At 71.6% G+C, this 25,688-nt stretch carries 22 protein-coding genes; 5 read left to right on the plus strand and 17 right to left on the minus strand.

Features of this window, described 5'->3' with window-relative positions:
- Window positions 1-6: 6 nt before the first annotated feature.
- Window positions 7-1,035, minus strand: coding sequence for an LLM class flavin-dependent oxidoreductase (locus ACIPTO_RS36600; protein WP_401199285.1), 1,029 nt, complete (start codon window positions 1,033-1,035; stop codon window positions 7-9).
- A gap of 67 nt (window positions 1,036-1,102) precedes the next feature.
- The gene (locus ACIPTO_RS36605; protein ID WP_366315574.1) at window positions 1,103-2,608 is read right to left on the minus strand and encodes a metallophosphoesterase; all 1,506 of its coding nucleotides are present in this window, start codon (window positions 2,606-2,608) and stop codon (window positions 1,103-1,105) included.
- 88 nt (window positions 2,609-2,696) lie between these two features.
- Here ACIPTO_RS36605 and ACIPTO_RS36610 point away from each other — a divergent pair, with 88 nt between their 5' ends.
- On the plus strand, window positions 2,697-4,985 hold the full coding sequence (locus tag ACIPTO_RS36610; protein WP_401199287.1) for a zinc-dependent metalloprotease: 2,289 nt from the start codon (window positions 2,697-2,699) through the stop codon (window positions 4,983-4,985).
- 70 nt (window positions 4,986-5,055) lie between these two features.
- Here the strand turns inward: ACIPTO_RS36610 and ACIPTO_RS36615 are convergent, their stop codons facing one another.
- Together ACIPTO_RS36615 and ACIPTO_RS36620 are read right to left on the minus strand one after the other, a co-directional pair.
- A complete protein-coding gene (locus ACIPTO_RS36615; RefSeq protein ID WP_401199289.1) occupies window positions 5,056-6,003 on the minus strand; it encodes an MHYT domain-containing protein in 948 nt (315 codons plus the stop codon).
- 153 nt (window positions 6,004-6,156) lie between these two features.
- On the minus strand, window positions 6,157-6,339 hold the full coding sequence (locus ACIPTO_RS36620; RefSeq protein WP_366315568.1) for an antitoxin: 183 nt from the start codon (window positions 6,337-6,339) through the stop codon (window positions 6,157-6,159).
- A 310-nt stretch (window positions 6,340-6,649) separates the two neighbouring features.
- On the opposite strand from ACIPTO_RS36620, the gene ACIPTO_RS36625 reads away from it, so the two are divergent.
- A complete protein-coding gene (locus ACIPTO_RS36625) occupies window positions 6,650-9,022 on the plus strand; it encodes a M4 family metallopeptidase (RefSeq protein ID WP_401199476.1) in 2,373 nt (790 codons plus the stop codon).
- A gap of 83 nt (window positions 9,023-9,105) precedes the next feature.
- On the opposite strand, the gene ACIPTO_RS36630 is transcribed toward ACIPTO_RS36625, so the two are convergent.
- The 12 genes from ACIPTO_RS36630 to ACIPTO_RS36685 form a co-directional block, all read right to left on the minus strand.
- Entirely contained in the window at window positions 9,106-10,242 is a 1,137-nt protein-coding gene (locus ACIPTO_RS36630) for a glycoside hydrolase family 64 protein (protein WP_401199478.1), read from the minus strand.
- A 213-nt stretch (window positions 10,243-10,455) separates the two neighbouring features.
- Window positions 10,456-11,211 carry a dienelactone hydrolase family protein gene (locus ACIPTO_RS36635; protein WP_401199291.1) on the minus strand — a complete coding sequence of 252 codons (756 nt, stop codon included), beginning with the start codon at window positions 11,209-11,211 and terminating at the stop codon, window positions 10,456-10,458.
- Between the two features lie 123 nt (window positions 11,212-11,334).
- On the minus strand, window positions 11,335-11,955 hold the full coding sequence (locus tag ACIPTO_RS36640; protein WP_366315562.1) for an L-threonylcarbamoyladenylate synthase: 621 nt from the start codon (window positions 11,953-11,955) through the stop codon (window positions 11,335-11,337).
- 203 nt (window positions 11,956-12,158) lie between these two features.
- A complete protein-coding gene (locus ACIPTO_RS36645; protein ID WP_401199294.1) occupies window positions 12,159-13,385 on the minus strand; it encodes a cytochrome P450 in 1,227 nt (408 codons plus the stop codon).
- Entirely contained in the window at window positions 13,382-14,620 is a 1,239-nt protein-coding gene (locus ACIPTO_RS36650) for a cytochrome P450 (protein WP_401199296.1), read from the minus strand. Before ACIPTO_RS36650 ends, ACIPTO_RS36645 begins: the two co-directional genes overlap by 4 nt.
- Window positions 14,617-15,225, minus strand: a complete 609-nt coding sequence (locus ACIPTO_RS36655) for a GTP-binding protein (protein ID WP_401199298.1) — start codon at window positions 15,223-15,225, stop codon at window positions 14,617-14,619. The genes ACIPTO_RS36650 and ACIPTO_RS36655 overlap by 4 nt, the downstream gene beginning before the upstream one ends.
- Window positions 15,197-15,559 carry a DUF742 domain-containing protein gene (locus ACIPTO_RS36660; RefSeq protein WP_401199300.1) on the minus strand — a complete coding sequence of 121 codons (363 nt, stop codon included), beginning with the start codon at window positions 15,557-15,559 and terminating at the stop codon, window positions 15,197-15,199. Before ACIPTO_RS36660 ends, ACIPTO_RS36655 begins: the two co-directional genes overlap by 29 nt.
- The gene (locus ACIPTO_RS36665; RefSeq protein WP_366315553.1) at window positions 15,556-15,978 is read right to left on the minus strand and encodes a roadblock/LC7 domain-containing protein; all 423 of its coding nucleotides are present in this window, start codon (window positions 15,976-15,978) and stop codon (window positions 15,556-15,558) included. The genes ACIPTO_RS36660 and ACIPTO_RS36665 overlap by 4 nt, the downstream gene beginning before the upstream one ends.
- Window positions 15,975-17,393, minus strand: a complete 1,419-nt coding sequence (locus ACIPTO_RS36670; protein WP_401199302.1) for an ATP-binding protein — start codon at window positions 17,391-17,393, stop codon at window positions 15,975-15,977. Before ACIPTO_RS36670 ends, ACIPTO_RS36665 begins: the two co-directional genes overlap by 4 nt.
- Window positions 17,394-17,597: 204 nt before the next feature.
- Entirely contained in the window at window positions 17,598-18,638 is a 1,041-nt protein-coding gene (locus ACIPTO_RS36675) for an NAD(P)-dependent alcohol dehydrogenase (protein ID WP_401199304.1), read from the minus strand.
- Window positions 18,639-18,658: 20 nt separating this feature from the next.
- A complete protein-coding gene (locus ACIPTO_RS36680; protein WP_401199306.1) occupies window positions 18,659-19,441 on the minus strand; it encodes an SDR family NAD(P)-dependent oxidoreductase in 783 nt (260 codons plus the stop codon).
- Window positions 19,442-19,448: 7 nt separating this feature from the next.
- Window positions 19,449-20,195: a TetR/AcrR family transcriptional regulator gene (locus ACIPTO_RS36685; RefSeq protein ID WP_401199308.1), complete on the minus strand. Its 747-nt coding sequence runs from the start codon at window positions 20,193-20,195 to the stop codon at window positions 19,449-19,451.
- Between the two features lie 182 nt (window positions 20,196-20,377).
- Between ACIPTO_RS36685 and ACIPTO_RS36690 the strand changes: the two genes are divergently transcribed.
- The 3 genes from ACIPTO_RS36690 to ACIPTO_RS36700 all read left to right on the plus strand — a co-directional run bounded on the left by ACIPTO_RS36690 (window position 20,378) and on the right by ACIPTO_RS36700 (window position 24,535).
- Window positions 20,378-21,727, plus strand: a complete 1,350-nt coding sequence (locus tag ACIPTO_RS36690; protein WP_401199310.1) for a transaminase — start codon at window positions 20,378-20,380, stop codon at window positions 21,725-21,727.
- A gap of 23 nt (window positions 21,728-21,750) precedes the next feature.
- Window positions 21,751-22,191 carry an Lrp/AsnC family transcriptional regulator gene (locus ACIPTO_RS36695; protein WP_401199312.1) on the plus strand — a complete coding sequence of 147 codons (441 nt, stop codon included), beginning with the start codon at window positions 21,751-21,753 and terminating at the stop codon, window positions 22,189-22,191.
- A gap of 94 nt (window positions 22,192-22,285) precedes the next feature.
- Entirely contained in the window at window positions 22,286-24,535 is a 2,250-nt protein-coding gene (locus tag ACIPTO_RS36700; RefSeq protein WP_401199314.1) for an MMPL family transporter, read from the plus strand.
- A 9-nt stretch (window positions 24,536-24,544) separates the two neighbouring features.
- On the opposite strand, the gene ACIPTO_RS36705 is transcribed toward ACIPTO_RS36700, so the two are convergent.
- Entirely contained in the window at window positions 24,545-25,672 is a 1,128-nt protein-coding gene (locus ACIPTO_RS36705) for a PP2C family protein-serine/threonine phosphatase (protein ID WP_401199316.1), read from the minus strand.
- Window positions 25,673-25,688 lie beyond the last annotated feature (16 nt).

The raw sequence follows: 25,688 nt of genomic DNA on the forward strand, positions 1-25,688 counted from the left end.
GTCCGGTCAGGCGGCCGGCCGCCACCCCAGCGCCGGTCCCAGCTTCGTCGCCATGTCCGTCAGGATCTGCACGTAGTCCTCGTGGCCGAAGGTGAACGGCAGCGCGAACGCCACCTCGTCGATCTCCCTGAACGCGGCGTGCGCGTGCAGGAGTTCGGCGATCTCCGCCGAGGTGCCGACGAGGTCCGGCGCGAACATCAGCCGGGCCGGGCCCTGAGGTGTCGTCGTACGGGGAGTGCGCTTGCGGGCGAACTCCCCGTACTTCGCGCGCTGTTCGGGCGACGCGGAATCGGTCGGGATGACCACCAGGCCCTGTGAGACACGGGCTGCCTCGCCGTCCGGGTGGTGGGCGCGGAACGTACGGATGTGGGAGAGCTGGATCTCCGCGAAGTCCCGTGACTCGTCCGGCCCTTCGGCCTTGACGACGCTGCTCGTCAGGAAGTTCATGCCGTGCTCGCCGGCCCACTTCGCCGAGCCCGCGCTGCCGCCGCCGTACCAGAGCCGACGGCCGAGGCCGGGGGAGTGGGGCTGCACACGGTCGGAGAACACCTCGAAGCCCTCGACCCCGCTGAAGTCCGTGGCCGGTTTGCCGCGCACGAAGTCGAGCAGGCGGCGCACCCGTTCGTAGCCGAAGTCCTCGACGTCGGCCGTGTCGGGGTACAGCGCCTCCTTGAGCTGGTCGAAGTGCATCGGCGGGCCCACGCTGACACCCGGGTTGACCCGGCCGCCGGAGAGGATGTCGACGGTCGCGAGGTCCTCCGCGAGCCGCAGCGGGTTCTCCCAGCCGAGCGGGATCACCGCCGTGCCCAGCTCGATCCGGCTGGTGCGCTGCGAGGCCGCCGCCATGACCGCGACGGGGGAGGAGATGCCGTACTGGAGATGGCGGTGGCGCAGCCAGGCGCTGTCGAAGCCGAGCCGCTCGCCGAGTTCGATGATCTCCAGCGTCGACTCGTGGCCCCGGCGCGGATCGGCCTCGTCGAACAGGCCGATCGTGAGGAAGCCCAGCTTCCGCAGCGGGCGTGAGGTGGGCGGCACGGGCTCCTCCGGCGGTCGTACGTCAGTTCTGTCCCGATTGTGGCAGGTGAGTGTTGCGGGCGTGTGATCAGTTCAGCGGGATGGTGATCTCGTCCTCGACCGGCGGCTCGATCTCCTGGGCGCGGTTGCCGGTGGCCGCGAAGCAGCGCAGCCGGATCGCGTCCGGGGTGACGTCCAGGCGGAGGAAGCACTTGAAGAACGGCGGGCTGTACGTCACAGAACTGGGCGAGAAGAGCTGGGTGTAGATCTTGCGCACCGGGAGGCGGAACCGTGCGCGGCGGTCGGGGCGGCTCCCGGCGCCCAGCAGGCTCGCGACGAGGCGCATGCGCCGGGTGATGCGGACGGGCGGGCCCGGGGTGCGGGTCGGCGGGATGCCGAGGCGCTCGCAGATCACGGCCGACGCCTCGGCCTCGCTGAGGGCGAAGAAGCGGCGCAGCCGCAGCCGGCGGCCGTAGAGCCTGCTGTAGAAGGCGAGGGAGTCGCCGCGCAGCGGGTAGCAGCGGAAGTCCTGCTCGGTGACGTGTCCGATGTCGACGCGCGGCACGGTGTGCGTCGCGTGCATGAACGCGCCGCCGCCGCCCGAGACCACGTACTGCAAGGTCCGGCCGTCCGCCAACCGCACCGGGTAGCGCTGGTAGTTGTGGATGTCGCCGCCGATCGCGGCGACGAAGTGGTGGGCCGGGTCGCTGACGATGTCGTCGACCGTGCCACCGCCCTCGATGGCGCACGGGTGGTGCTCGCCGTCCACGTAGAGCGGCGAACCGGTGATGAGGATCTTCGGCGTCGGCCCCTGCGCCACCTCGCGCAGCCAGGCGCCCTGTTCGGCGTCGATCGTGCCCAACAGCCCGGTGTCGATACCGATGATGCGCACCGGCCCCGCGTCGATCGCCCAGTACGGGCCCGGCTGCACGGCCTGTTGGTCCGGCGAGGAGCGCAACTGCCGTGCCTTGTCCAGCTGTTCGCCGTCGGACGGACGCGGGTGGTGCCACAGCAGCGCACGCCACCAGGCACGGGTCAGTGGACGCGGTGCCTTCGGCGCGGGCAGCGCGGGCGCGTCGTCGCAGAAGACGCGCATGAAGCCACCGAGGCCCTCGTACCAGTCGTGGTTGCCGGGTATCGCGTAGATCGGCGCCGGATAGGCCTGGTAGGGACGGAAGAACTTCGTCTCGTAGTCGTCCGCGGTGCCCACCGGATAGATCACGTCACTGGCGACGACCGCGAAGTCCGTCCCCTGACTCACCTTCAGAAAGCCCGGCACGACCGCGTACTGAGGGTCGTCGCCCTCGCCCGTGTCACCGATGACCATGAAGGAGAAGGTGTCCGGACCGCCGCGCCGGATCACCTTGTCGGCGGGCGCTCCGGCCGCCTCCCGCTGCGCCACCCAGCGGCCGCGGGTGTCGCCGGTCGGATCGCCGAACCAGGACGCCAGCACACCGTTGCGCGCGGCCCACAGGGTCCTCGGATTCAGCCACGACACCTTCTCGACGTGGGACGGCATGAGCTGCTGGTAGGCGCCGCGCTCCGCGGTGCCCCAGCCGGCGCCTTCGGCGGTATCGCGTGAGGATTCAGACACCGGTGCACCGTAACAACGAGCCCACGCGTCACGACCGGCAGGGGCCTGGCAACATCAACTCGACGTTGCTCAACCGAAAGGCCCCCGCATGCCCGGCGAAGCCGACTTCATCGATCTCGTCCCCGACCCCGAACTCCGTTCGGACCGGCTGCTGTTGGGCATCCGCCACTTCGACGAACCCTTCCTCCTCGCCGTCTCCCTCTCCCAGGGCCTGGGCTCCAGCGACCTCTGGCTGGACCGGGGCAAGGCGGGCCGGACCTCGCTCGCGCAGTTCCGCAGGGTCGGCGACCGCGTGCTGCTCGCCGTCCGCAACAAGCACTTCCTGACCTCGGGCGACCCGGCCGCCGTTCGGGCCGGCGAGGAGTCGTTCGCGCTGTCCGTGGTGTGGAGCGCGCCCGTGCTGCGCGAGGAGAACGGCGCGGCGGTCGTCGACGCCACCGGACTCGTCCTCGCCGACCACGACCTGATCGCCGAGCATCTGCACGACCGCGAGCAGGGCGACCACACGATCGACGCGTCCGCGAGTCTCCCGCTCGTCGCCGACAGCCGCACCGGCCCCACCGCCGTCCGGCTGCCCGCGCTGCTCACCTTCCGCGGGCCCGGCCGGGGCCCCGCGGTCCGGGCCGTCGCGGGCGACCCGCGCGCCATCACCGTCGTCCAGCAGCTGACCCTGCTGCGCCTCCCGGCCTCCCCGCTGCCCGTACGCCGCTACCATCCCGCCTCGGGCGGCTACGGCATCGGCTACGCCGACCACGCACTCGTGGGCCGGGCGAGCACCCAGGTCAGGATCCAGCCCCGCTTCCGAGCGGAACCCGGCGGCGCCCCGATCGTCTTCCACATCGACCCGGCCGTCCCCGAACCCTTCCGCTCGGCGGTGGTCGAGGGCGGCAACTGGTGGCAGCGGGCCTTCGCGGCCATCGGCCTCCCCGATGCCTACCGCGTCGAGCCCGGCGGCTCCGGCTTCGACCCCTACGACCCCGACGTCAACGGCGTGGTCTGGGTGCACCGGGCGGGCCGCGGCTGGTCCCTCGGCCAGGGCCTGACCGACCCGCGCACCGGCGAGATCCTGCACGCCCGGGTACGTCTCGGCTCGCAGCGCGTCGAACAGGTCCGCGCCCTGGGCGAGTCCCTTCTCGCCCCCTACGGTCGCCCCGACGAGGCCGAACGTCTCGCCGCCGTCGAGGAGTTGGTGCTCGCCCGGCTCCGCCAGCTCGCCGCGCACGAGATCGGGCACGCGCTCGGGTTCATGCACAACTTCGCCAGTACGGGACACCCCGAGCCGTCCGTCATGGACTACCCGCACGCCCGGATCCGCGTCACCGAGGAGGGCGGCCTCGACCTGACCGCCGCGTACGGCACGGGACTCGGGCCGTGGGACCATGTCCTGGTCGCGCACGCCTACGGCCGCTTCGACGCGGGGGACGAGGAGCGCGCGCTGGCCGAACTGCGCCGCGAGGCGGCCGAGTCGGGCCTGATCTACCTCTCCGACGAGGACGCCCAGGGCCCCGGCGCCGCGCACGCCGACGCCGTGACCTGGGTGACCGGGGCCGACGCCCTCCAGGCGCTGGAGACCGTCCTGCGGGTCCGCCGTATCGCCCTGGACGGCTTCTCCCGGGGAGTGCTGCCGCCCGACCGGCAGACCGGCGAACTGGAGGAACGCGCCGTCCTGGTGCACCTCCTGCACCGCCACGAGGTGACCGCCGCGGCCCGGCTGGTGGGCGGCGTGCGCTACGCGTACGGCCTCGCGGGCGAGGACGGCCAGGGCGCGCGGCCCGTCGACGCGGCCACCCAGCACACGGCACTGACCCGCCTCGCCGAACTCCTGCGGGCCGAGCAACTGGCCCTGCCCCGCACGGTGTTGGACACGCTCACCCCGCCCGCGATCCGCTACGGCCGGACGGAGCAGTACCTCGACACGGGCGCCGGGCGGATCTTCGACCCCTTCGAGGCCGTACGGGTCGCGACCGCACTGGTCACGGAACACCTGCTGGACCCGGCCCGGCTCAACCGGGTGGCCTGGCAGCACGCCGCCGACCCCGGGATCCCCGGCGTCGGCGACCTCGTCGACGCGCTCCTCACCGCCACCTGGCGCCGCACCGACCCGGTGCCGGCCGATCTTCCCGGCGGGACGGCCGTGCAGCACGCGGCGGACTGGACCCTGCTGAACCATCTGCTGACCCTGCTCGACGACACCGCGCTCCACGCGCCGGTCCGCATGTCCCTGCGCGCCGCCGTACGACGGCTGGGGACGGAGCTGCGCTGTCAGGGCGACGAACAGGCCAGGGAGGCGGGGGAGTTGATCCGTGCGTTCCTCGCCGACGCGGGGTCGGTCCGGGTCGACCCCCTGCCGAGGGTGCCGCCGGGCGCCCCCAACTGAGGCCGTCGCAGGGCGACATGGCGCTCAGTGTGCCTGACCGCTCAGGTCGGTTGACGGCCTCCGGCGTCGGTCACCACTCACCCGGGCGGCGCGGGGGGACGTACGGCGTCGAGGCGGTGGGGTTCGTGCGGGTGTCGCGCTTCCGGGCGCGACGGCCGCCCGGCGCGGCGGGCGGGCTCCCGTGGCGTTCCGGAGCGTCGAAGAGGGTGCCGGGGCGGGCGGCGGGCCGTCCGCCGCCGGCGTCCGGCGTGACGGGGCCGCGGGCGAAGGAGCGGTCCCAGTCGCCCTCGCCCATCACCAGCAGCGGGTCGAACATCACGACGACCCCGGCCAGCAGCAGGAAGACGGCCGGGCCGAGCAGCATGGGCAGCAGAAGGGAGTTGGGAGAGTCGCCCGACCACGAGCCGCTGGCGCCGTGCAGATGGACGCTGACGGCTGCCATGGCCGTGTAGTGCATCCCGGACACCGCGACGCCCATCACCAGGCTGGCGCCCAGGCTCGGCAGGAAGCCCCGGATGGAGACGGCCGCCCACAGGGCCGCCGTCGCGGCGACGATCGCGATCAGCACGGAGAGCACGACCGTGGACGTCCGGTACTCGATGTCGGCGTTCAGCTTCAGGGCGGACATGCCGAGATAGTGCATCGCGGCGACCCCGAGGCCGGTGACGATCCCGGCCGTGGAGAGGGTGCCGACGGAGGCGCCCCGGTAGCCCACGGCGAACACGCCGATGCCGACCATGACGATCGCCACGGCCAGACTCAGCAGCGTGAGGCCGACGTCGTAGCCGATCCGGGTCTCCTCGACCTGGAAGCCGATCATCGCGATGAAGTGCATCGTCCAGATGCCGCTGCCGATCGACGTCGCGCCGAGCGCGAGCCAACCCGCCTTCCAGGACTGTCTGTTGTGCAGGGACCGCACCACGCAGCGCAGCCCCAGAGCCCCACCCAGGCAGGCCATCAGATAGGCCGCCACCGGGGTCACCGCACCGTAGCGGAACCCGTCGATCGTGCCGAGCATGAGCCAACTCCCCCCAGAGTTCTGGCCTCTTGTGGGGGGAGTATGTATGGATCGTGGCCCGGGTGCGCAACCCTTTCAGGTCAGCACTCGATGAACTCTCCGTTTCGGGAGGGCACGTCGTGCGCGGTGCGGGCGATACGGGGACAGCGGCGGTCAGGGCTGTTGCGGCTTGTCGCGGTCGATGAAGCCCTTGGCCTTGTCCTGCGCCATGTCGACCTGCTTGGCGTGCTTGCCGCCGGTGCGTTCGTCGATCATGTCTCCCGCCCGGTCGACACCCTTCTTGGCCTGGTCGGGGTGCTGTCCCAGCATTCCCTTGACCTTGTCCATGAACGACATGGCTGTCCTCCTTCGGACGTGCGTTGGCCCTCCCAGCATCCCCCCGCTTTCCGCGTGCCGCATGTCGGGTGCGCTCCGGTCCGGACAGAGGGAAAACCCTTGAGTGCCGGGAGCTGCGTGACATGGACGGGTCAAGACTGTCATTCTCCACGCAGCTACCCCACGGATCCTTCACGGATTGGTCAAAGCTCAGCCGGTCCCGCACAGCTCAGCTCTTCCCGGACAGCAGACCCGGCTGTCCGGTCTGTCACCGGCCGCGCCCGCGGCCGTCGCAGGAGGAGTACGAGTGAGACGCATTCCCCGCAAGCGGATGGCGCTCGGAGCCCTGGTCTCCACCGCCGCTTTCCTGGCCGTAGGCATTCAGTCGGTGCCCGCGACCGCGAAGCCCGCGTCCCCCCACCCGAGTCCGCTGCTCACCGGCAGCCTGGAGGCGAAACTCACCCCGGCCCAGCGTTCCGCCCTGGTGAAGAGCGCCACACAGAACAGCACGGCGACCGCGCGCACCCTCGGCCTCGGTGCCAAGGAGAAGCTGGTCGTCAAGGACGTCGTCAAGGACAACGACGGCACCGTCCACACCCGCTACGAGCGCACCTACGACGGTCTCCCGGTCCTGGGCGGCGACCTCGTCGTGCACACCCCGCCCGCCGCCGAGGCGACCGGCACCGTCAGCGCCACCTTCAACAACAAGCACACCCTCACGGTCCCCTCGACCACCCCGGCCCTCACCAGGTCGGCCGCCGAGACCAAGGCCCTGACGACCGCGAAGGCCCTCGACGCCAAGGCGCCGAGCACCGACAGCGCCCGGAAGGTGATCTGGGCCGGCGACGGCACCCCGAAGCTCGCCTGGGAGACGGTCGTCGGCGGGTTCCAGGACGACGGCACCCCGAGCCAGCTGCACGTCATCACCGACGCCACCACCGGCAAGGAGCTCTCGCGCTTCCAGGGCATCCAGACCGGCACCGGCAACACCCAGTACAGCGGCACGGTCACGCTCAACACCACGCTGTCCGGCTCGACCTACCAGCTGTACGACACCACGCGCGGCGGCCACAAGACGTACAGCCTGAACAACGGCACGTCGGGCACCGGCACGCTGATGACCGACGCGGACGACGTCTGGGGAACGGGCGCCGGCTCCAACACCCAGACCGCCGGCGCGGACGCGGCCTACGGCGCGCAGATGACCTGGGACTTCTACAAGAACACGTTCGGCCGCAGCGGCATCAAGAACGACGGTGTCGCCGCGTACTCCCGCGTCCACTACAGCACGGCGTACGTCAACGCCTTCTGGGACGACAGCTGCTTCTGCATGACCTACGGCGACGGCAGCGGCAGCACCCACGCGCTGACCTCGCTGGACGTCGCCGGGCACGAGATGAGCCACGGTGTCACCTCCAACACCGCCGGGCTCAACTACACCGGTGAATCAGGCGGGTTGAACGAGGCGACCTCCGACATCTTCGGCACCGGCGTCGAGTTCTACGCCAACAACAGCACCGACGTCGGCGACTACCTCATCGGCGAGAAGATCAACATCAACGGCGACGGCACGCCGCTGCGGTACATGGACAAGCCGAGCAAGGACGGCAGCTCCGCGGACAGTTGGTACTCCGGCGTCGGCAACCTCGACGTCCACTACTCCTCGGGCCCGGCGAACCACATGTTCTACCTGCTCTCCGAGGGCAGCGGCACCAAGGTCATCAACGGCACGACCTACACCAGCAGCACCTCCGACGGTGTCGCCGTCGCGGGCATCGGCCGGGCCGCCGCCCTGCAGATCTGGTACAAGGCGCTGACGACGTACATGACGTCCAGCACCAACTACGCGGGCGCCCGCACCGCCGCCCTCAACGCGGCGGCCGCGCTGTACGGCACAAGTTCCGTCCAGTACGCGGGAGTCGGCAACGCCTTCGCCGGCATCAACGTCGGCAGCCACATCACAGTGCCGACCAGCGGCGTCACGGTCACCAACCCGGGCAGCCAGTCCTCGACCGTGGGCACGGCCGTGAGCCTCCAGGTCTCGGCCAGCTCCACCAACAGCGGCTCGCTGACCTACGCCGCCACCGGACTGCCGACCGGGCTGTCGATCAGCAGCTCCACGGGCGCCATCACCGGCACCCCGACGACCGCGGGCACCTACAGCAGCACGGTGACCGTCACCGACAGCACCGGGGCGACCGGCACCGCGTCCTTCACCTGGACCGTGAGCTCCAGCGGCGGCGGAGGGACCTGCACCTCGACGCAGCTGCTGGGCAACGCGGGCTTCGAGTCGGGCAACACGACCTGGACCGCGACCAGCGGGGTCATCACCAACGAGAGCGGTCAGACGTCCCACGCGGGCTCGTACTTCGCCTGGCTGGACGGCTACGGCTCGACCCACACCGACACGCTGTCCCAGTCGGTGGCGGTGCCGAGCGGCTGCAAGGCGACGCTCACCTTCTATCTCCACATCGACTCGGCGGAGACGACCACCAGCACGGCGTACGACAAGCTGACGGTCACCGCCGGATCGACCACCCTGGCCACCTACTCCAACCTCAACAAGGCCACCGGGTACACGCAGAAGACCTTCGACCTGTCCTCCTTCGCCGGCTCCACCGTGGCGTTGAAGTTCAGCGGCGTCGAGGACTCCTCCCTGCAGACCAGCTTCGTCATCGACGACACGGCCCTGACGACCAGCTGACCCAACCCGGGTCCGGCACCCCGCACGCGCCCCCAGGCGTGCGGGGTGTTCCGGTCTCTCGGCTCGGCTCGGCTCGGCTCGGCTCAGCTCAGCGGGTCGAGGGTCAGATAGGCCTGCTGCGGGTTCCCGTCGTTCACCAGGGACTCCTGGGCGCCGACGTCGTCGAACGCGAACGCGTACGCCTTGCCGTCGGCCATCTGCGCGTGGATCCTGCGCGCGTACTGGTTGGTCACCGCGTCCGCGTAGAAGTTCGCCGTGGTGGTGTCCGGCTGGTTGGCGTTGACCAGGAGCGTGGAGCGGTTGAAGCCCGCGCACAGCGTGCGCGAGATCGGGCCGCGCACAAGGTCGTTGGGGGCGTCGAGGTACTTGTAGCAGCCGAAGACACTGGCCGCGTCCGGCTTCTGGAAGCTGGTGACCACCGCGCCGGAGCTGTTGGTGAAGTTCATGACGTTGCCCGACACCCGGCCGAAGTACTTGGTGTTCGGCTGGTCGGTGAACGGTGTCACGGTCAGGGTCGACGACGCGTACTTCGACCAGACGCGGTTGATGTAGTCGTCCATCACCGTGCTCGGCAGGGCGCCGGTCTCGACCCCGTAGCCCGGTGAGAGCGCTCGCAGAACGGTTCCGTCGGACCGGGTCTGGATCAGGTTGGCCCAGCCGCCCGACTGTCCGCGCAGCCCGTTGAAGAAGGCGGTGTAGCCACCCGCCTTGAGGTGTCCCGTGGTGGCCGTGGTCCCGTTCGACCGCTGCACCCCGACCGCGTACGGCGCGGAGAACATGTCCACCTGGGTGCTGTTGATCCACAGGCCGGAGTCGTTCAGCGTGTACTCGGACCAGTTGAAGAGGATGGTGCGGTTCGGGTCGGTCGGGTTCTGCACGGCCGGCTGCACCAGGCCGCCGGTGGTCAGCTTGAACACCAGCTTCTGGCCGTACGAGAAGTAGATGCGGCCGGAGAACTTGGGGATCCGGATGGTGCTGGTCTGACCGGCCGCCGGGCCGGGGATCGACGCGTCCGGTGCCGGGGTGGGCGGGTTGCCGCCGGCCGGCCAGGCGTGGAAGGTGCCGTTCGCGTCGGCCCAACCCTGTTGGCCGGTGGCCAGGTTGGTGCCCAGGTCGTAGATGTAGACCGCGTCGCCGCGGCCCGAGTTGTTGGTGATCTTCAGCGGGATCGTGGCGGGCACCGCGGCGTCCGCCGTCAGGGGTGTGGCCAGCGCGATCATCGTGGCCACCGCGGTCGCGGCACCCAGTCGACGCAGGAGTCGGGCGAGCACTACTCACCTCCGTGTGGGGGTGTACGAAATTGGTCCGTACCTGTGTGAGAGCGCTCTCAGCGTCGCGCCGAGGCGCGTGCATGTCAATGAGTTGAACGAAAGGTGCCCACGACGACGCGCGCCGTGGGCACCCGGGTTGAACCCGTGAAGGCGGTCCGCCGATCAGAAGGTGCGGTCCAGCAGGTCGAGCAGAGCGACCCAGTGCTTCTCGTCGGCCTCCGCGTCGTACGACGAGGTGTCGGCCTGCGTGTAGCCGTGCTGCGCGCCCGGGTAGACCTCGCAGCGGTGCCGCACACCGGCCGCGGTCAGCGCCTCCTCGAACCGCTTGATCTGGTCCTCGGGCAGCGAGGGGTCCTGGTCGGCGTGGCCGAAGTACAGCTCGGCGGTGATGTGTTCGGCGGCCAGGTGCGGGCTGTTCGGGTCGTCGGTGGCCAGCCGTCCGCCGTGGAATCCGGCGGCGGCGGCGACCCGGTCCGGGTAGGCGCCCGCGGTGTACAGCGCCAGCCGGGCGCCCATGCAGTACCCGGTGATCGCCACCGGTCCGTCCGCGACCAGCGGCGACTCGGCCAGCCAGCGCAGATAGGCACCGGCGTCCCGCTCGACGAGATCGGGGGTCAGGCCCATGAGCAGCGGGCCGACCTTCTCGAAGATCTCCGGGCGCTCGTGCGGGTCGATGAACTCGGGCAGCTCGACCACCGGCGCGCGGCCATTCCGGTAGAACACGTTCGGGACGAGGACCGTGTAGCCGGCCTCCGCCAGCCGGTCGGCCATCGACTCCAGGTGCGGGCGGAGCCCGAAGGCGTCCTGGTAGAGCAGCACGGCCGGACGGGGTCGCTCGTCGCCGGGGTGAGCCAGATAGGCGTCGGCGATGCCGTCCTCGGTGGGGATGTCCACGGCTGTGCCCTGTACGGCGGTCATGGCGGGGGTGCCTCCCTGCGGATGGTCGCCGGGCCACCTGCCGGCCCGGCGCGGCGTGTCGCGATCATCGTGGCACGCCCGCCTGCGACCCCTCCGCCGGGGTCGCGCCAAGGGGGAGCGGGGTCACTCGAAGCGGGAGACGTCCCCCGCGCCCTCGCGGACGATCTCGGCCTCGCCGTTCGAGAAGTCGATGACGGTCGTCGGTTCCGTGCCGCACTCCCCGGAGTCGACCACCGCGTCCACCACGTGGTCGAGCCGGTCCTTGATCTCCCAGCCCTGGGTCATCGGCTCCTCCTCGTCGGGCAGCAGGAGGGTGCTGGACAGCAGCGGCTCGCCCAGCTCGGCCAGCAGGGCCTGGGTGACGACGTGGTCGGGGATGCGCACGCCCACGGTCTTCTTCCTGGCGTTCAGCAGCTGGCGCGGCACCTCCTTCGTCGCCGGCAGGATGAAGGTGTAACTGCCGGGCGTGGAGGCCTTGATGGCGCGGAACACGTCGTTGTCGATGTGCACGAACTGGCCCAGCTGGGCGAAGTTCTGGCACACCAGCGTGAAGTGGTGCCGGTCGTTCAGGTGCCGGATCGTCTTGATCCGCTCCATGCCGTCACGGTTGCCCAGCTGACACCCCAGCGCGTAGCAGGAGTCGGTCGGGTACGCGATCAGCGCTCCCGAGCGGACACTGTCCGCGACCTGGGAGATGGTGCGGGGCTGCGGATTGTCCGGGTGCACGTCGAAGTACTTGGCCACCCGCCGAGCTTATGCCGTAGCCGCGAGGGGCGCCGCGCGGGCCCACCGCCGGTCGATGTGTGGCCCGGGAAAACGGGGGAAGCCGACCAGTGCGCCCGGGTCTTCTCCCCCCGAAACCCGGGCAGGACGGTTCCGCCCGCGGCCCATCCCCCCCCCGAGGCCGCGGCGGACCGGTCCCACCGACCGGAGGAGCCCGCCCCGGCTCAGCCCCGCGGCCGTACCGGTATCTCCCGCCAGCCGAAGGCGATGAACGACGGCACCTGGCGCAGCGCGTCCGCGTCGACGGCGAGCCGGGCGTCCGGGAAGCGGTCGAAGAACGCGGGCAGGGCGGTCAGGGCCTCCACCCGGGCGAGCGGCGCCCCGATGCAGCGGTGCACACCGATGCCGAAGGACAGATGGTCGTCCGCGCCGCGGGCCGGATCGAAGACGCCCGCGTCCGGGCCGTAGTGCGCGGGGTCGAGCCCCGCCGCCGCGAACGTGGTGATGATGGCGTCCCCGGCCGGGACGGTGACGTCCCCGACGGTCAGGTCGGTGACCGCGAAGCGCAGCGGCAGCGAGGCGATCGACGGGTGGACGCGCAGGGTCTCGTCGACGACCGCGTCCCAGCCGGTCTTCCCGGCCCGCACGGCCTCCAGCTGCTCGGGACGGCCGAGCAGGGCGACGATCGCGTTGCCTATCAGGTTGACCGTCGTCTCGAAGCCCGCGCCGATCACCAGCAGCAGCGTGTAGAGCAGTTCCTCGTCGCTGAGCCGGTCGCCGTCCTCGTCGCGCACCCGGATCAGCTCGGTGGTGAGGTCGTCGCCCGGGTGCTCGCCGCGGTACGCGATCAGCGCGGGCAGTACGGTGCCGATCTGCCGCTGCACGGACGCCGCGTGCTCCGGGGTCGGGTCGGAGGTGTCCATGATGGCCGCGATCAGCCGTCCGGTGTCGTCCACCAACTCGTCCGGAACGCCGAACAGTTCGCAGATGATCCGCATCGGCAGGGGATGGGCGAGGGCCGCCCTGAGGTCGATCACCTCGGCGTCGTCGGCGGCGACCGCGTCGAGCAGTTCGGCGGTGATGGCCTCCACCCGGGCGCGCATCGCCTCGGTGCGCCGGTGGGTGAAGCTCGGTGCGACGAGCTTGCGCAGCCGGGCGTGGTCGGTGCCGTAGGTGGAGAGCATGTTGATGACGCCGACCCAGCCCAACACCCAGCCCCAGGAAGGGTGTTCGCCGATCTCGGGCCACCGGTTCCAGTGCAGCCGCGGGTCCTTGCTGACCCGCGGGTCGAGGATCAGTTCCTTCAGGGTGTCATAGCCCGTGGGGGCCCAGGCCGGGATGCCGCCGGGGAGTTCGACGGGCACGATCGGGCCGAGGGCACGCAGCCTGGCGCTCTCGGCGGCGATGTCGGCGCCGAAGGGATCGAGCACGATGCGGTCGGACACGGTCACGACAGGTCTCCTGGCTCGTCGGGGGAGTGGGGGCTGAACCGCACGGGCAGGGAGGTGAGCGAGCGGTGGAAGGGCCCCGGCCGCCACGTCAACTCCTCGCGGGCCACGACGGGTTCGAGGTCCGGTAGCCACAGGGTGAGCCGCTCGATCGCCTCCGTCGCGATGAGCAGCGTGTGCTGCTTGACCGGGCAGGCGTGCGGTCCCGCCGACCACGACAGGTGCGAGGCGTCCTTGGGATGCCGGCCGTCGACGACCTCCTGCTCGGCGAAGTGCGCGAGCGCGCCGTAGGAGACGACCACCGGGACGGCCGGCCTGATCCATGTGCCGTGGAACGTCACGGGCGAACGGGCGTAGTGGATGCCGTAGTTGGCGAGCGGTGTCTCGTGGTGCAGCACCTCCACCACGGCGTCCATGACCGGCCGGGCGCCGCTGGTCAGGGTGGAGTAGTAGACGGAGGTGCCGAGGATGCGGGACAGCGCGTTGGACACCAGGTTCGCGGTCGGCTCGTGCCCCGCGCCCAGGGTGAGGAACACCTGCCAGGCGACCTCCTCGGGGCTCAGCCCGGCCGGATGGTCCAGGAGCCAGCTCGGCAGGTCGTCGCCGCGCACCTCGGCCTTCGCGGCGATGAGTTCGAGGACGTAGCCTCCGAACTCCGCCTCGCCCTCGGCCGCTTGAGGCCCGCCCTCCATCATCATGCCGAGTGCCCGGTCCAGCCGCTCGCTCTGGCTGTCGGGCAGTCCGAACAGGCTGTTGAAGACCATCGCCATCAGCGGGCGGGCGAACTCGCCCACCAGATCGGCCTGTCCGCGCGGCCCGATCCGGCTCACCAGCGCATGCACCGCCCGGTGCACCCGCGCGCGCAGGTCGTGCGGCTCGATCCGCTCGAAGGCGTCGATCAGCGCGGCGCGGTAGCGGACGTGCGCCGCGCCGTCCGCGAACAGGGAGTTGGGCCGCCAGCGCATCATCCCGAGGACCGGCGAGTCCTCCGCCACGGTCGTCTCCCACGGCCGCGGGTCGTGCGAGAACGTGTCGGTGTCCCGCAGCAGCTCCAGCGCCGCCCGCCGCTCGGTGACGACGTACGCCGGTACGCCCGGGGCGAGTTCGGCGCAGCCGACCGGACCCTGCGCGCGCAGGGCTGCGTAGTGGCCGTAGGGGTCGCGCGCGAAGGCGTCCTCCCACAGACGGACCGGGTGGACGGGCCGGACGGGCTCGACGGGCGAAGGGGTGGTCGTCACCGGTGCTCCGGAGGGTCGCGGTCGATCAGATGCTGGACCAGCGCGAGCAGCGCGTCGACGGACGAGTCCGCGTCCCGGGCGTCGCAGGTCACCAGCGGGGTCGTGGACTCCAGGTCGAGGGCGGTGCGCAGTTGCTCCGCGGTGTGGTGCCGGGGCGCGTCCGGGAACGTGTTGACGGCGACCGCGTACGGCAGACCGCTCTCCTCGACCATGCCGAGCACGTCGAAGGAGGCGTCGATCCGGCGGCTGTCGACCAGGACGAGCGCCCCGAGCGCGCCGTACGCGATGTCCTCCCACAGCGCCCGGAACCGCTCCTGGCCCGGGGTGCCGAACAGGTACAGCACGATCCCGCCGGGCAGGCTGATGCGCCCGAAGTCGACGGCGACGGTCGTCGTCGCCTTCTCCCGCACCCCGTCGAGATCGTCCACGTGCACGGAGGCCTCGCTGAGGCGTTCCTCGGTGTGCAGCGGACGGATCTCGGAGACGGAGTCGATCAGGGTCGTCTTGCCCACCCCGAACGGTCCCGCGACGAGGATCTTCACCAACTCGTGGGCGGTGTCCGGCAGATGGATGCCGCTAGGTGTGCTTGAGGGCGCGTAGGCCATCGGCCACTCTCTTCAGCAGGTCGGGGTCGAAGTGTTCGGCGGGCGGGATCGGGGCACGGGCGAGCACCAGACCCAGGTCGAGCAGGCCGGCTGCCAGGACCCGGATAGCGGAGACCGGCAGTTCCAGCAGGACCGCCGCCTCCACCACCGTCAGCGAACCGCCGAACAGGGCGTCCAACAGGGCGAGTTGAGCGGCGGGCAGCTCGGCGGGAGCGGGTTCGCCGCTGCCGCTGAGCACCGTCAGCCGCTCCAGATGCGGGCGGCTGGGCCGGGCGACACCGCCGGTCGACAGATACGCGGGAACCAGAGGACGGCCGCCGCGGCGGCCCGTCATGCCGACGCGCCGCCGTCAACTCCCCGCGCAGCGGCGGCCATCGCCTTCTCGCCCAGCCGCGCCACCTGCGAGTGCACCCGGTGCGCCAGCAGATCCAGCCGCACCTCGGTGTCGCCGTAGGCCGCCACACACGTCCCGTGATCCGTGGGGACGATGAGCACGTACCCGAGGTCCGACTCGATCACCACCTGCCGGATCTCGGCCCGGTCCCGGTCGGCGAAGGCCGCCGCGGCGGCGCGGCACGCGCCCTGCACCGTGCTGGTGATCGCGGCCACCCGCTCGCCCGAGGGCTGCGACAGCGTGTCGGTGTATCCCCGCACCAGCCCGTCCCGGGTCAGCAGCACCGCCGCCACCACATGCGGCACCTCCAGGATCGGATCCAGCACCCAGGCTGTGTCGCCCCCATCGCGGCTGGTCATCTAGCCGCTCCCCCTTCGTAGTCGGTCGCGTGTCTGTCGTGTGCTACGGATTCATCGGCGGCGGAGGTTCCGGCGCCGTCGCTCGCGGCACGCGCGGCGGCGGTACCGGACTGCAGCGCGCCGAGTGCCGCGGCGGCCTGCTCCGGGCCGCGCTGCGGCGGGTGCGACGCGGACGTGGCCTGTGCCGTCGGCGCGCCGACCGGGGTACGGCGACGCCGACGCGGCAGGCCTCCGTTGTCGGGCACGGTCCGATGCCCGGACGCTTCCGGCACGGCCGGCTCGTCGCGCTTGGAACCGTAGGCGTGCGTGGGTGCCGGCGTGCGGGCCGGTTCCGGGGTCCGGCGGGTCGAGCGCGGGGCACCGGCGGCGGGCGGCCGCTGCTCGGGGTCGATACGGCTGAGGAGGTGGCTGTCGACGCGCAGGACCGCGCGGACGCCGCCGTACGGGGAGGGCGAGGAGACGTCGACGCCCAGGTCGAACTGGCGGGTCAGCCGGCCGATCGCGGCGAACCCCATGCGGGGCGGGTCGCCCAGGTCGGTGAGGAGGATCGGGTCGGAACCGGCCACCATCCGCCGGGCGTGGTCGCGTTCGTCCTGGGTCATGCCGAGCCCGGCGTCGTCGACGGTCACGCAGACGCCGTGGTGGACGTGCTCCAGGTTGACCACGACGTCGGTGTCCGGGGCGGAGTGCCGCAGCGCGTTGTCGAGGAGTTCGGCGACGATGACGGCGACCGGTTCGACGGCGTGCGAGACGAGCGCGGTACCGGCTTCGAGGTGGTTGTTCACCCGGACCCGGTGGTATCCGGCGAGCCGGGCCTGGCCGCCGGTCACCGCCTCGACGAGGTGCGACTCCTCGCGGGCGAGCCCGACCCAGGCCCCGCAGACCACGGCGGCGACCTGCGCGCGGCGCAGCGACTGCTCGTTCTCGTGGTCGAGCATGAACAGGGTTTGCGCCAACTCGGGCTCGTCGTACCGCTGTTGGAGCGAACGCAGCGCGTCCTGCAAGCGGTACAGCGCGGCCTGGATCTCCCGGGTGGCCCCGCGCATCCCCGCCTGCGCGGCGGCGTCGACGCGGGTGCGCTGCGCGCCGAGTTCCGAACGGACGGCGCTCAGTACGCTTTCGAGGGCGATCCCGATGGGCGAACCGATGAACTGCGGCTGCGCGGGCCCCGGTACGGCGGCCCGCGGATGGGTGAGCTGCCGGGCGGCGGCCGGTACCCGCAGGCCCGCGAGATGCTCGACCTCGGCCACCAACTCCGCCTGGACACCGTCCAGTCGGTCCCGCAGCGCGGTGATCTCCGCGTACTGCAGGGCGCGTTGACGCCTGGAGCGCAGCAGCCCGGTACCGAGCAGTGCCAGCGCGGACAGTGTGCCGGCGGCGAGAGCACCGGCCACCAGGTCCGGTAATTCGATCATCGAATCGAGTCCAAGCGACGACGGGCAGGGCTGGGTCCGGGCTCCGGAGGCGGGGCGCCCGCAGCACAGTACACACCGTCATCGACCGCTCTCGCACGGTGTAACAGGAGTTCGCTCCGAAACTGACCGGCCTCTGTTCGCTTCTGCGCCAACTGTCGGAAATGGCGTGTGGGGAAAGCGAGTTGAGAGGCCGGCCGTCGTGCGTCAGCCGTTCGGAAGGATCACCGCGCGGCCGTTGATCGTCCCGGCGTGCAGCCGCTCGTAGGCGAGCGGGGCCTCGTCGAGCGTGAACGTCTCGGTGTGCACCGACACCGCGCCGGACCGGGCCAGCGACAGGACCTCGGCGAGTTCGGCACGGCTGCCCCAGTAAGGGGCGTGGACCGACACCTCGAAGGGCAGCTGCCCGAAGCCCACGGGCAGGGAGCCGCCGCCGATGCCGACGATCGCCACCTCGCCCTCGACGGCCGCGACCGCGCCCGCCGTCCGGACGGTGGGGTCCGCGCCGACGAAGTCGAAGACGGCCTCGGCACCGGTCCCGCCGGTCAGGTCGCGGACCGTCTGCGCCGCCTGAGCGTCGGACAACACCGTCTCGTGGGCGCCGACCTGGCGCGCCAGCCGCAGCTTGTCCTCGCTCACGTCCAGCGCGATCACCCGTGCCGACGTCAGCGCGCGCAGCAGCTGGATGGCCACATGGCCGAGCCCGCCCGTGCCGATGACGACGGCCGTCGAACCCGGCACCAGCTTCGGCAGCGCCCGCTTGATCGCGTGGTACGGGGTCAGCCCCGCGTCCGTCAGCGGGACCGCGGCGACCGGGTCGAGACCGTCGAGCGGAATCAGGTGCCGGGGGTCGTCCACGAGGAGGTACTCGGCCATCGCGCCCGGTGCCCCGAGCCCCGGCGGGTGGATGCCCGATTCGGCTGCCCGCAGGCAGTAGTTCTCCTTGCCCTCGGCGCACTTGACGCAGGTGCCGCAGCCCCAAGGGCCGTACACCGCGACGGAGTCGCCCTCCCGGACGCCGGTGACCCCGGCGCCGAGCGCGGCCACCGTGCCGACGCCCTCGTGGCCGAGGGTGAGCGGAAGGTCGTAGGGGAATCCCTCCGCGGGCCAGCTCATCACGGCGATGTCGGAGTGGCAGACGCCGGCGGCGGTGACCTTCAACAGGACCTGGCCGGGGCCGGGTTCGGGGTCGGGGACGGTGACCACTTCGGGGGCGGCGCCGATCGTGCGGTACTGAAGTGCCTTCATGGTCGGATTCCTTCCCGGGCTCAGACGGCGGTGTAGGCGCCGTCGACGAGGTGGTAGCTGCCGTGGACGAAGGAGGCGCGGTCGGAGAGCAGGAAGACGATCAGCTCGGCGACCTCCTCGGAGCGGCCGAGGCGGCCCGCCGGGTGGAGGGCGACGAGGCCGTCGTAGGCAGTGCTGTCCATGCCCCGCAGCAGCGGGGTGTCGATGAAGCCGGGGCCGACCGCGTTGATGCGGATGTTCTTCGACGCGTACTCGGCGGCGGCGGTCTTCGTGAGGCCGACCACGCCGTGCTTGGCGGCGACGTACGCGGGGGAGCCCGCGAAGCCCGTCGAGCCGAGGATGGAGGCGACGTTGACGATCGCGCCCCGGCCCGCGGCCTCGATGACCGGGAGTTCGTGGCGCAGCGAGTAGAAGACGCCGTCCAGGTTGGTGCGGATGACGCGGTCGTAGGCCTCGATGTCGTAGGCGCCGGTCGGGGCGCTCGGGCCGCCGATCCCGGCGTTGTTCACGGCCAGGTCGAGGCCGCCGAAGGTGTCGACGGTGAAGCGCACGGCCGCCTCGACGGACTCCGGGCTCGTCACGTCTAGGGCGACGGCGGCTGCCTTGACGCCCTCCGCGTTCAGCTCGGCGGCGGCCGTCTCGGCGCCCTCGACGTTGAAGTCGGCGATGACGACGTTCGCGCCGCCCGCGCCCAGGCGGCGGGCGGTGGCGAGACCGATGCCGGAGGCGGCGCCGGTGACGAGGGCGGTCCGGCCGGCGAACTCGGTGGCGTAGTCGGGGGCGGTGGCGGGGGTGGTGCTCATGATGTGCTCACTCTTCGGTAGTGCTGCGGGACGCCGCGTCCGCGGCCTCCCCGATCAGGGCGTCGTAGGCCCGCTCCACCAGGGCGGCGAGGTCTGCGGCTCCCGAGTCGTGCTCGTCCGTGCGGCGCGCCCAGATGCGCAGGGCGGCCGTCAGGACTCCGGCGGCGGCGTCGACCACGACGGCCGGGCGGACATCCCGCACGTCGTCGGTGCCGAGCCGGTCGGCGAGGATGCGGATCGACTCCTCCTGGGCGTCGACCCGGATGCGTTCGTAGGCGGCGAACAGGGCGGGCTCCCGGTCCACCAGGGCCAGCAGCCGCCGCATCCGCGGGCGCAGGTGCCAGGCCGGGTCCTCCCGGTCGGCGAGCCAGTCGCGCACCGCCCTGCGATAGGCCAGCAGCGGCGGTTCGGCGGCCGGGCGGGTCCGCAGCAGGGCGTTGATGCGGTCGCCGTCGCCCCGGACGAAGTCGAGCGCCGCGTCCTCCTTGCCGGTGAAGTGCCGGCTGAAGGTGCGCCGCGTGACGTCCGCGCGCTCCGCGATCGCCTCGACCGTGGTCGCCGCCAGGCCGTGCTCCAGGATCAGGTCCACCGCGGCCGTCGCCAGCGCGTGCCGCGTCTGCCGCGCCTTGCGCTGCCGCCGGTCCACCGAGGCGGTGCCGACGGGATCCGCGGGGGCGCCGACGTGTCCTGCCGGGCCGTCGAGGGTCCTGGCCGGTGCGCCGACGGTCTCGGCGGGGGGCTCCATTGCCTTCATGTCCTCGACCGTACACCCATGATGTCCCCATGGGACATGAGACCCGGTGAGACTTGTGTCCCAGTGGGACATGAGTGCGAATCGATCGTCACCGCAATCGATACAGCGGCCACGTCTTGTTCACTCGCTTCTTTCGGCCTTAGAGTCCGGACGATCCGTCGTCGACGCCACCGAGGTATCCCATGGACCGCACGCGCCTGAAGGACCTGCTCGCCCGGGAGAGCGCCGAGGCCGAGCGGCTCAACCCGCGCTCGAAGGCGGCCTACGCCCGCGCCGAGCATCTCTTCGGGCGGGTGCCGATGACCTGGATGAACAAGACGGCCGGCGCCTTCCCGCGCTACCTCGACACCGCCCGGGGCGCCCGCGTCACCGACATCGATGGCCACGAGTACATCGACTTCAGCCTCGGCGACACCGGAGCGATGGCCGGTCACTCGCCCGCCGTCGTCGCGGAGGCCGTGCACCGCCGGTTCGCCGAACAGGGCGGCGCCACGGCGATGCTGCCCACGGAGGACGCCGAATGGGTCGGCGCCGAGCTGACCCGCCGGTTCGGGCTCGCCCGCTGGAGCTTCGCGCTGACCGCGACGGACGCCAACCGCTGGGCGATCCGGCTCGCCCGTGCCGTCACCGGCCGCCCCAAGATCCTGGTGAACAGCTACAGCTACCACGGCAGCGTCGACGAGTCGCTCATCGTCGTCGGACCGGACGGCCACGGCACCGCCCGACCCGGCAACGTCGGCGCCCCCTGCGACGTCACGCTCACCAGCCGCGTCGCCGAGTTCAACGATCCGGCCCAGCTGGAAAGGGAGTTGGCGCACGGAGATGTCGCCGCCGTCCTCATGGAACCCGCGCTCACCAACATCGGCATCGTGCTGCCCGAGCCTGGCTACCTGGCCGCCGTACGCGAACTGACCCGGAAACACGGCACGTTGCTCATCAACGACGAGACCCACACCTTCTCGGCGGGCCCCGGCGGCTGCACCGCGGCCTGGGGCCTCGAACCCGATCTGCTCACCATCGGCAAGGCGATCGGCGGCGGCATCCCGGCCGGAGCCTACGGCCTCTCCGCCGACCTCGCCGACCGGCTGCTCGGCCGTGCCGACCTGGACCTGGTCGACATGGGCGGCGTCGGCGGCACCCTCGCCGGCAACGCGCTGTCCGTCGCCGCGATGCGCGCCACGCTCGAACACGTCCTGACCGAGGGGGCGTTCGCGCACATGGCGAAGCTGTCCGAGCGGTTCGCGGCCGGGGTCCAGGAAGGCATCGACGCCCACGCGCTGCCCTGGACGGTCAGCCGTCTCGGCGCCCGCAGCGAGTACCGCTTCGCCTCCCCGGCCCCGCGCACCGGCACCGAGTCCGAGGCGGCGGGCGACCCGGAGCTGGAGGACTTCCTCCACCTCTACCTCGCCAACCGGGGCGTCCTGCTGACCCCGTTCCACAGCATGGCGCTCATGTGCCCCGACACGACCGAGCGGGACGTCGACACCCACACCCGGGTCTTCGCCGACGCGCTCGCCGAACTGGCCTCCTGACGCCGGGAGTTGGAGACACGCACGTGGACGACATCGACCGCGCCATCCTGCGCGAACTGCAGACCGACGGCCGTATCGCCTACGCCGACCTCGGACCGAAGGTCGGGCTGTCCGCGTCGGCCGCCCGGCAGCGGCTCCAACGCCTGCTGGATTCCAGGGCCGTTCAGGTGGTCGGGGTGACCGATCCGATGGCCATGGGCGGCCAGGCCATGGCCATGCTCGGCATCGAGGTGGACGGCGACCCCCGCGCGGTCGCGGACGAACTCGCCCTGCGCGACGAGGTGGTGTACTCCGTCCTCACCTCCGGCGGCTTCGACCTGTTCGCCGAGGTGGTCACCCCCGGGCCGCGCGACCTGCTGGACTTCGTGAACGACGTGGTGCGGCCCCTCGAAGGGGTCCGCGGCGTCCGGTCGTTCCCCTACTTCGGCATCCACACCCACCGCTTCCTGTGGGACGTGGGCTGACCGACGCGCGAGCGCGGGCCCGAGATGCCGGAGTGATCCCGTGGGCGTCTAATGAGGGTGTCGGAAATGTCCCCTGGCGGAAAAGGCCGAGGTCATGGTGTCCACGGATTCCATAGCAGGGGGCAGCGGGGCCGCGGCCAAGGGCGTGCTGCGACGGCTGGGGGAGTGGTGCGCCCGGCACTTCGTGATCGTCATCGTCGGCTGGCTCGTCGCGCTGGCCGCGCTCCAGATCCTCAACAGGTCCTTCGGCGGCGACTACTCGGACGACTTCTCGCTGTCCGGCGTCCAGTCCCAGCACGGGCTGCAGGTCCTCAAGGAGCACGATCCGGCGGCCGGCGGCTACAGCAGCCAGATCGTCCTGCACGACAAGGACAAGCAGCTCACCTCCCTGACCTCGCAGATGTCCGAGACGGTCGGCGACCTGCAGAAACTCCCGCACGTGCTGTCGGTCCAGAACCCGCTGCCACAGCCCGGCACGCAGCCACCGGCGTCCTCAGGACCGAACGTCGGCCCCCTCTCCTCCGACGCGAGGACCGCGTACATCACCATCCGTTTCGACGTCCAGCCGTCCACCCTCGGCGACGGCTACCTCCACGGCGTCGACACCTCCGTCACACCGCTGCGCGCCGCCGGCGCCCAGGTCGAGTACGGCGGACCGCTCGGCGAACTGGCCCGGCCCGCCGCCAACGACAAGATCAGCGAACTCATCGGCTTCGCCGTGGCCATCGTCGTCCTGCTGATCGGCTTCGGCAGCGTGATCGCCGCCGCGATGCCCCTGGTGACCGCCCTGATCAGCGTGATCGGCGGACTCGCCTGCCTCGGGCTGCTGGCCGCCGCCTTCACCTTCGCGACGGTGTCACCGACCCTCGCGACGATGATCGGCATCGGCGTCGGCATCGACTACGCCCTGTTCCTCATCACCCGGCACCGGCAGAACCTCATGAACGGCAGCGATCCCGTGCGCGCCGCCGGACAGGCCACGGCCACCAGCGGCCGGGCCGTCCTGGTCTCCGGCTGCACCGTGATCATCGCGCTCGCCGGACTGTTCGTGTCCGGAGTGCCCTTCATCGGGAAACTCGGACTCGCCGCCGCCGTCACCGTGGTGTCCGCCGTCATCGGCGCGCTCACCCTCGTGCCCGCCCTGCTCGGACTCGTCGGCAGACGGATCGACCGCTACCGGGTGCGCCGCCCGGTCGCCGAGACCGACGCCGAACCGGGCACCGAACCCACCGGCACCTGGCACCGGTACGCACAGCGCGTGGAACACCGGCCGTGGACCTTCCTCGCGGCGGGCATCGCGACCGTCGTCGTCCTCGCCATCCCGGTGTTCTCGATCCAGCTCGGCCACATCGGCGACGGCGCCGACCCCACCTCGTTCACGGACCGGCGTGCCTACGACCTGATGACCGACGCCTTCGGCCCCGGCTCCAACGGCCCGCTCACCGTCGTCATCGACCAGACGGGCGTCCCGGCCGCCCAGCGCTCGGACCTGTCGAGCCAGGCGCAGAAGACCCTCGACGGGGTCCAGGGCGCCGCCAAGGTCACCCCGCTGACGACCACCAAGGACGGCGACGTCCTCGTCGGCACTGTCTACTCGAAGCAGTCCCCGCAGAGCGCCGACACCACCGACCTCACCAACCGCCTGGTCCACGACACCCTGCCCGACGCGGTCTCCGGCACCTCCGCAAAGGGCTACGTCACCGGAACCACCGCGGCCCAGGTCGACTTCCGCGACATCGTGTCGAGCCGACTGCCGCTGATCATCGGCGTGGTGGTCGCGCTGGCCTTCCTGATCATCCTCGCCGTCTTCCGCGGCCTCCTCGTCGCCCTCAAGGCCGCCGTCCTCAACGTGCTCTCCATCGCCGCCTCCTACGGCGTCGTCGTCGCCGTCTTCCAGTGGGGCTGGGGCGGCCCCGCGCTGGGCGTCTCCGGCAAGGTCCCCATCGAGAGCTACGTCCCCATGATGATGTTCGCGATCATCTTCGGCCTGAGCATGGACTACGAGATCTTCCTGCTCTCCCGCGTCCACGAGGCCTGGCTGCGCACCGGCGACGCCAAGGCCTCGGTCGCCCACGCCCTGGAGATCACCGCGCGCGTCATCACCTGCGCCGCCCTGATCATGGTGAGCGTCTTCGCGGCCTTCGTCGTCAGCGACAACATCGTGGTCAAGATGCTCGGCCTCGGCCTGGCCGTCAGCGTCCTCATCGACGCGACCGTCGTACGGCTGCTCATGGTCCCGGCGGTGATGACCCTGCTCGGGCGGCACGCCTGGTGGACACCGCGGTTCCTGGACCGGATCCTGCCGCACATCGACGCCGAGGGAGACCACGAGCCGCAGTCGTGAGCCTCAGCCTCAACTCGCCTGCTGTGCCGGGGGCTGCGCCAGGGGAGTGAGCACGAGCATCGTCACATCGTCCCGGATCTCCGGAGCGTGCCCCAGCAGGTCCGCCCACACCCGCTCGGCCATCGACGCCGGGTCCCCGTCGGCGAGGCGGGCCAGCCGGTCGACGAACGGATAGAAGGACCCGTCTGTGTCCCGTGCCTCCCACACCCCGTCGGAGGCGAGGAACAGCCGGTCCCCGGGCCGGAGCCGAAGGGTCGCACCGCTCGGCGGACCGACGTCCGACAGCCCCAGCCCGAGCGGCGTCCACGCCTCGACGTCGATCTCCGTGACCCGGCCGTCGCGCAGCAGCACCGGCGAAGGGTGCCCGCAGGCCACCATCCGCACCGCCCCCGCGTCCGCGGAGAACTCCAGCAGCACCGCCGTGGCGAACAGCTCCGCGTGCTCCGACCGCGCCGAGTCCACCACGAGCCTCCGGTCCAGCCGCGCGGCCACCGCCTCCAGTTCCGGCAGGTCGAGCACCGCCTCCCGGAACGCTCCCAGCAGCGACGCGACCGTCGAGACCGCCGACAGCCCGTGCCCCTGCACATCACCCATGACCGCCCGCACGCCGTACGGCCCGGCCCGCACGTCGAAGAAGTCCCCGCCGACCAGCGTCCCGCGCTGCGCCGCCCGGTACAGCCCCACGCACCCCACCGGCCCCACCCGCTCCGGCAAGGGCGGCACGACGGCCCGCTGGGCGGCCTCGGCGACCGTGCGCTCCAGATCCAGCTGGGCGTCACGGCGGCTGCGGACGAAGGACACGAACACGCTCAGCACCGCGACGAACAGCACCGTCAGCAGATCGGTCTGACCGGGATCGTTCAGATGGAACGCCGGCACGGTCAGCAGCCCGATCGAGGCGGCGCCCAGCAGCGCGGTCGCGAGCGGCCCGTACGACAGCCCGGCCAGCGGCGGGATCGCCCCCAGCAGGAAGCCGATGTCGAGCGCGTGCGGGCTGACCAGCGTCGCCACGCACGTCCCCGCCGCCAGCGCCCAGGGCAGCACCCGCACCCACACGGGCGGCGGCGCGCCCCGGAGCCACCCCCGCCGGACCGGCTCCCGGTCCCGGCCGAACCACGGAACGCGCACCTTTCCCACACCACCACGCTCCTAC

The sequence above is a fragment of the Streptomyces sp. NPDC090083 genome (assembly GCF_044747445.1).
In the GTDB taxonomy this organism is placed as follows: domain Bacteria; phylum Actinomycetota; class Actinomycetes; order Streptomycetales; family Streptomycetaceae; genus Streptomyces.

Coding starts and splice junctions, on each gene's coding strand:
- ACIPTO_RS36610 (WP_401199287.1), top strand. CDS start 2,697: ATGCCCGGCGAAGCCGACTTCATCGATCTCGTCCCCGACCCCGAACTC.
- ACIPTO_RS36615 (WP_401199289.1), bottom strand. CDS start 6,003: ATGCTCGGCACGATCGACGGGTTCCGCTACGGTGCGGTGACCCCGGTG.
- ACIPTO_RS36620 (WP_366315568.1), bottom strand. CDS start 6,339: ATGTCGTTCATGGACAAGGTCAAGGGAATGCTGGGACAGCACCCCGAC.
- ACIPTO_RS36625 (WP_401199476.1), top strand. CDS start 6,650: ATGGCGCTCGGAGCCCTGGTCTCCACCGCCGCTTTCCTGGCCGTAGGC.
- ACIPTO_RS36630 (WP_401199478.1), bottom strand. CDS start 10,242: ATGATCGCGCTGGCCACACCCCTGACGGCGGACGCCGCGGTGCCCGCC.
- ACIPTO_RS36635 (WP_401199291.1), bottom strand. CDS start 11,211: ATGACCGCCGTACAGGGCACAGCCGTGGACATCCCCACCGAGGACGGC.
- ACIPTO_RS36655 (WP_401199298.1), bottom strand. CDS start 15,225: ATGGCCTACGCGCCCTCAAGCACACCTAGCGGCATCCATCTGCCGGAC.
- ACIPTO_RS36660 (WP_401199300.1), bottom strand. CDS start 15,559: ATGACGGGCCGCCGCGGCGGCCGTCCTCTGGTTCCCGCGTATCTGTCG.
- ACIPTO_RS36665 (WP_366315553.1), bottom strand. CDS start 15,978: ATGACCAGCCGCGATGGGGGCGACACAGCCTGGGTGCTGGATCCGATC.
- ACIPTO_RS36670 (WP_401199302.1), bottom strand. CDS start 17,393: ATGATCGAATTACCGGACCTGGTGGCCGGTGCTCTCGCCGCCGGCACA.
- ACIPTO_RS36675 (WP_401199304.1), bottom strand. CDS start 18,638: ATGAAGGCACTTCAGTACCGCACGATCGGCGCCGCCCCCGAAGTGGTC.
- ACIPTO_RS36680 (WP_401199306.1), bottom strand. CDS start 19,441: ATGAGCACCACCCCCGCCACCGCCCCCGACTACGCCACCGAGTTCGCC.
- ACIPTO_RS36685 (WP_401199308.1), bottom strand. CDS start 20,195: ATGAAGGCAATGGAGCCCCCCGCCGAGACCGTCGGCGCACCGGCCAGG.
- ACIPTO_RS36690 (WP_401199310.1), top strand. CDS start 20,378: ATGGACCGCACGCGCCTGAAGGACCTGCTCGCCCGGGAGAGCGCCGAG.
- ACIPTO_RS36700 (WP_401199314.1), top strand. CDS start 22,286: ATGGTGTCCACGGATTCCATAGCAGGGGGCAGCGGGGCCGCGGCCAAG.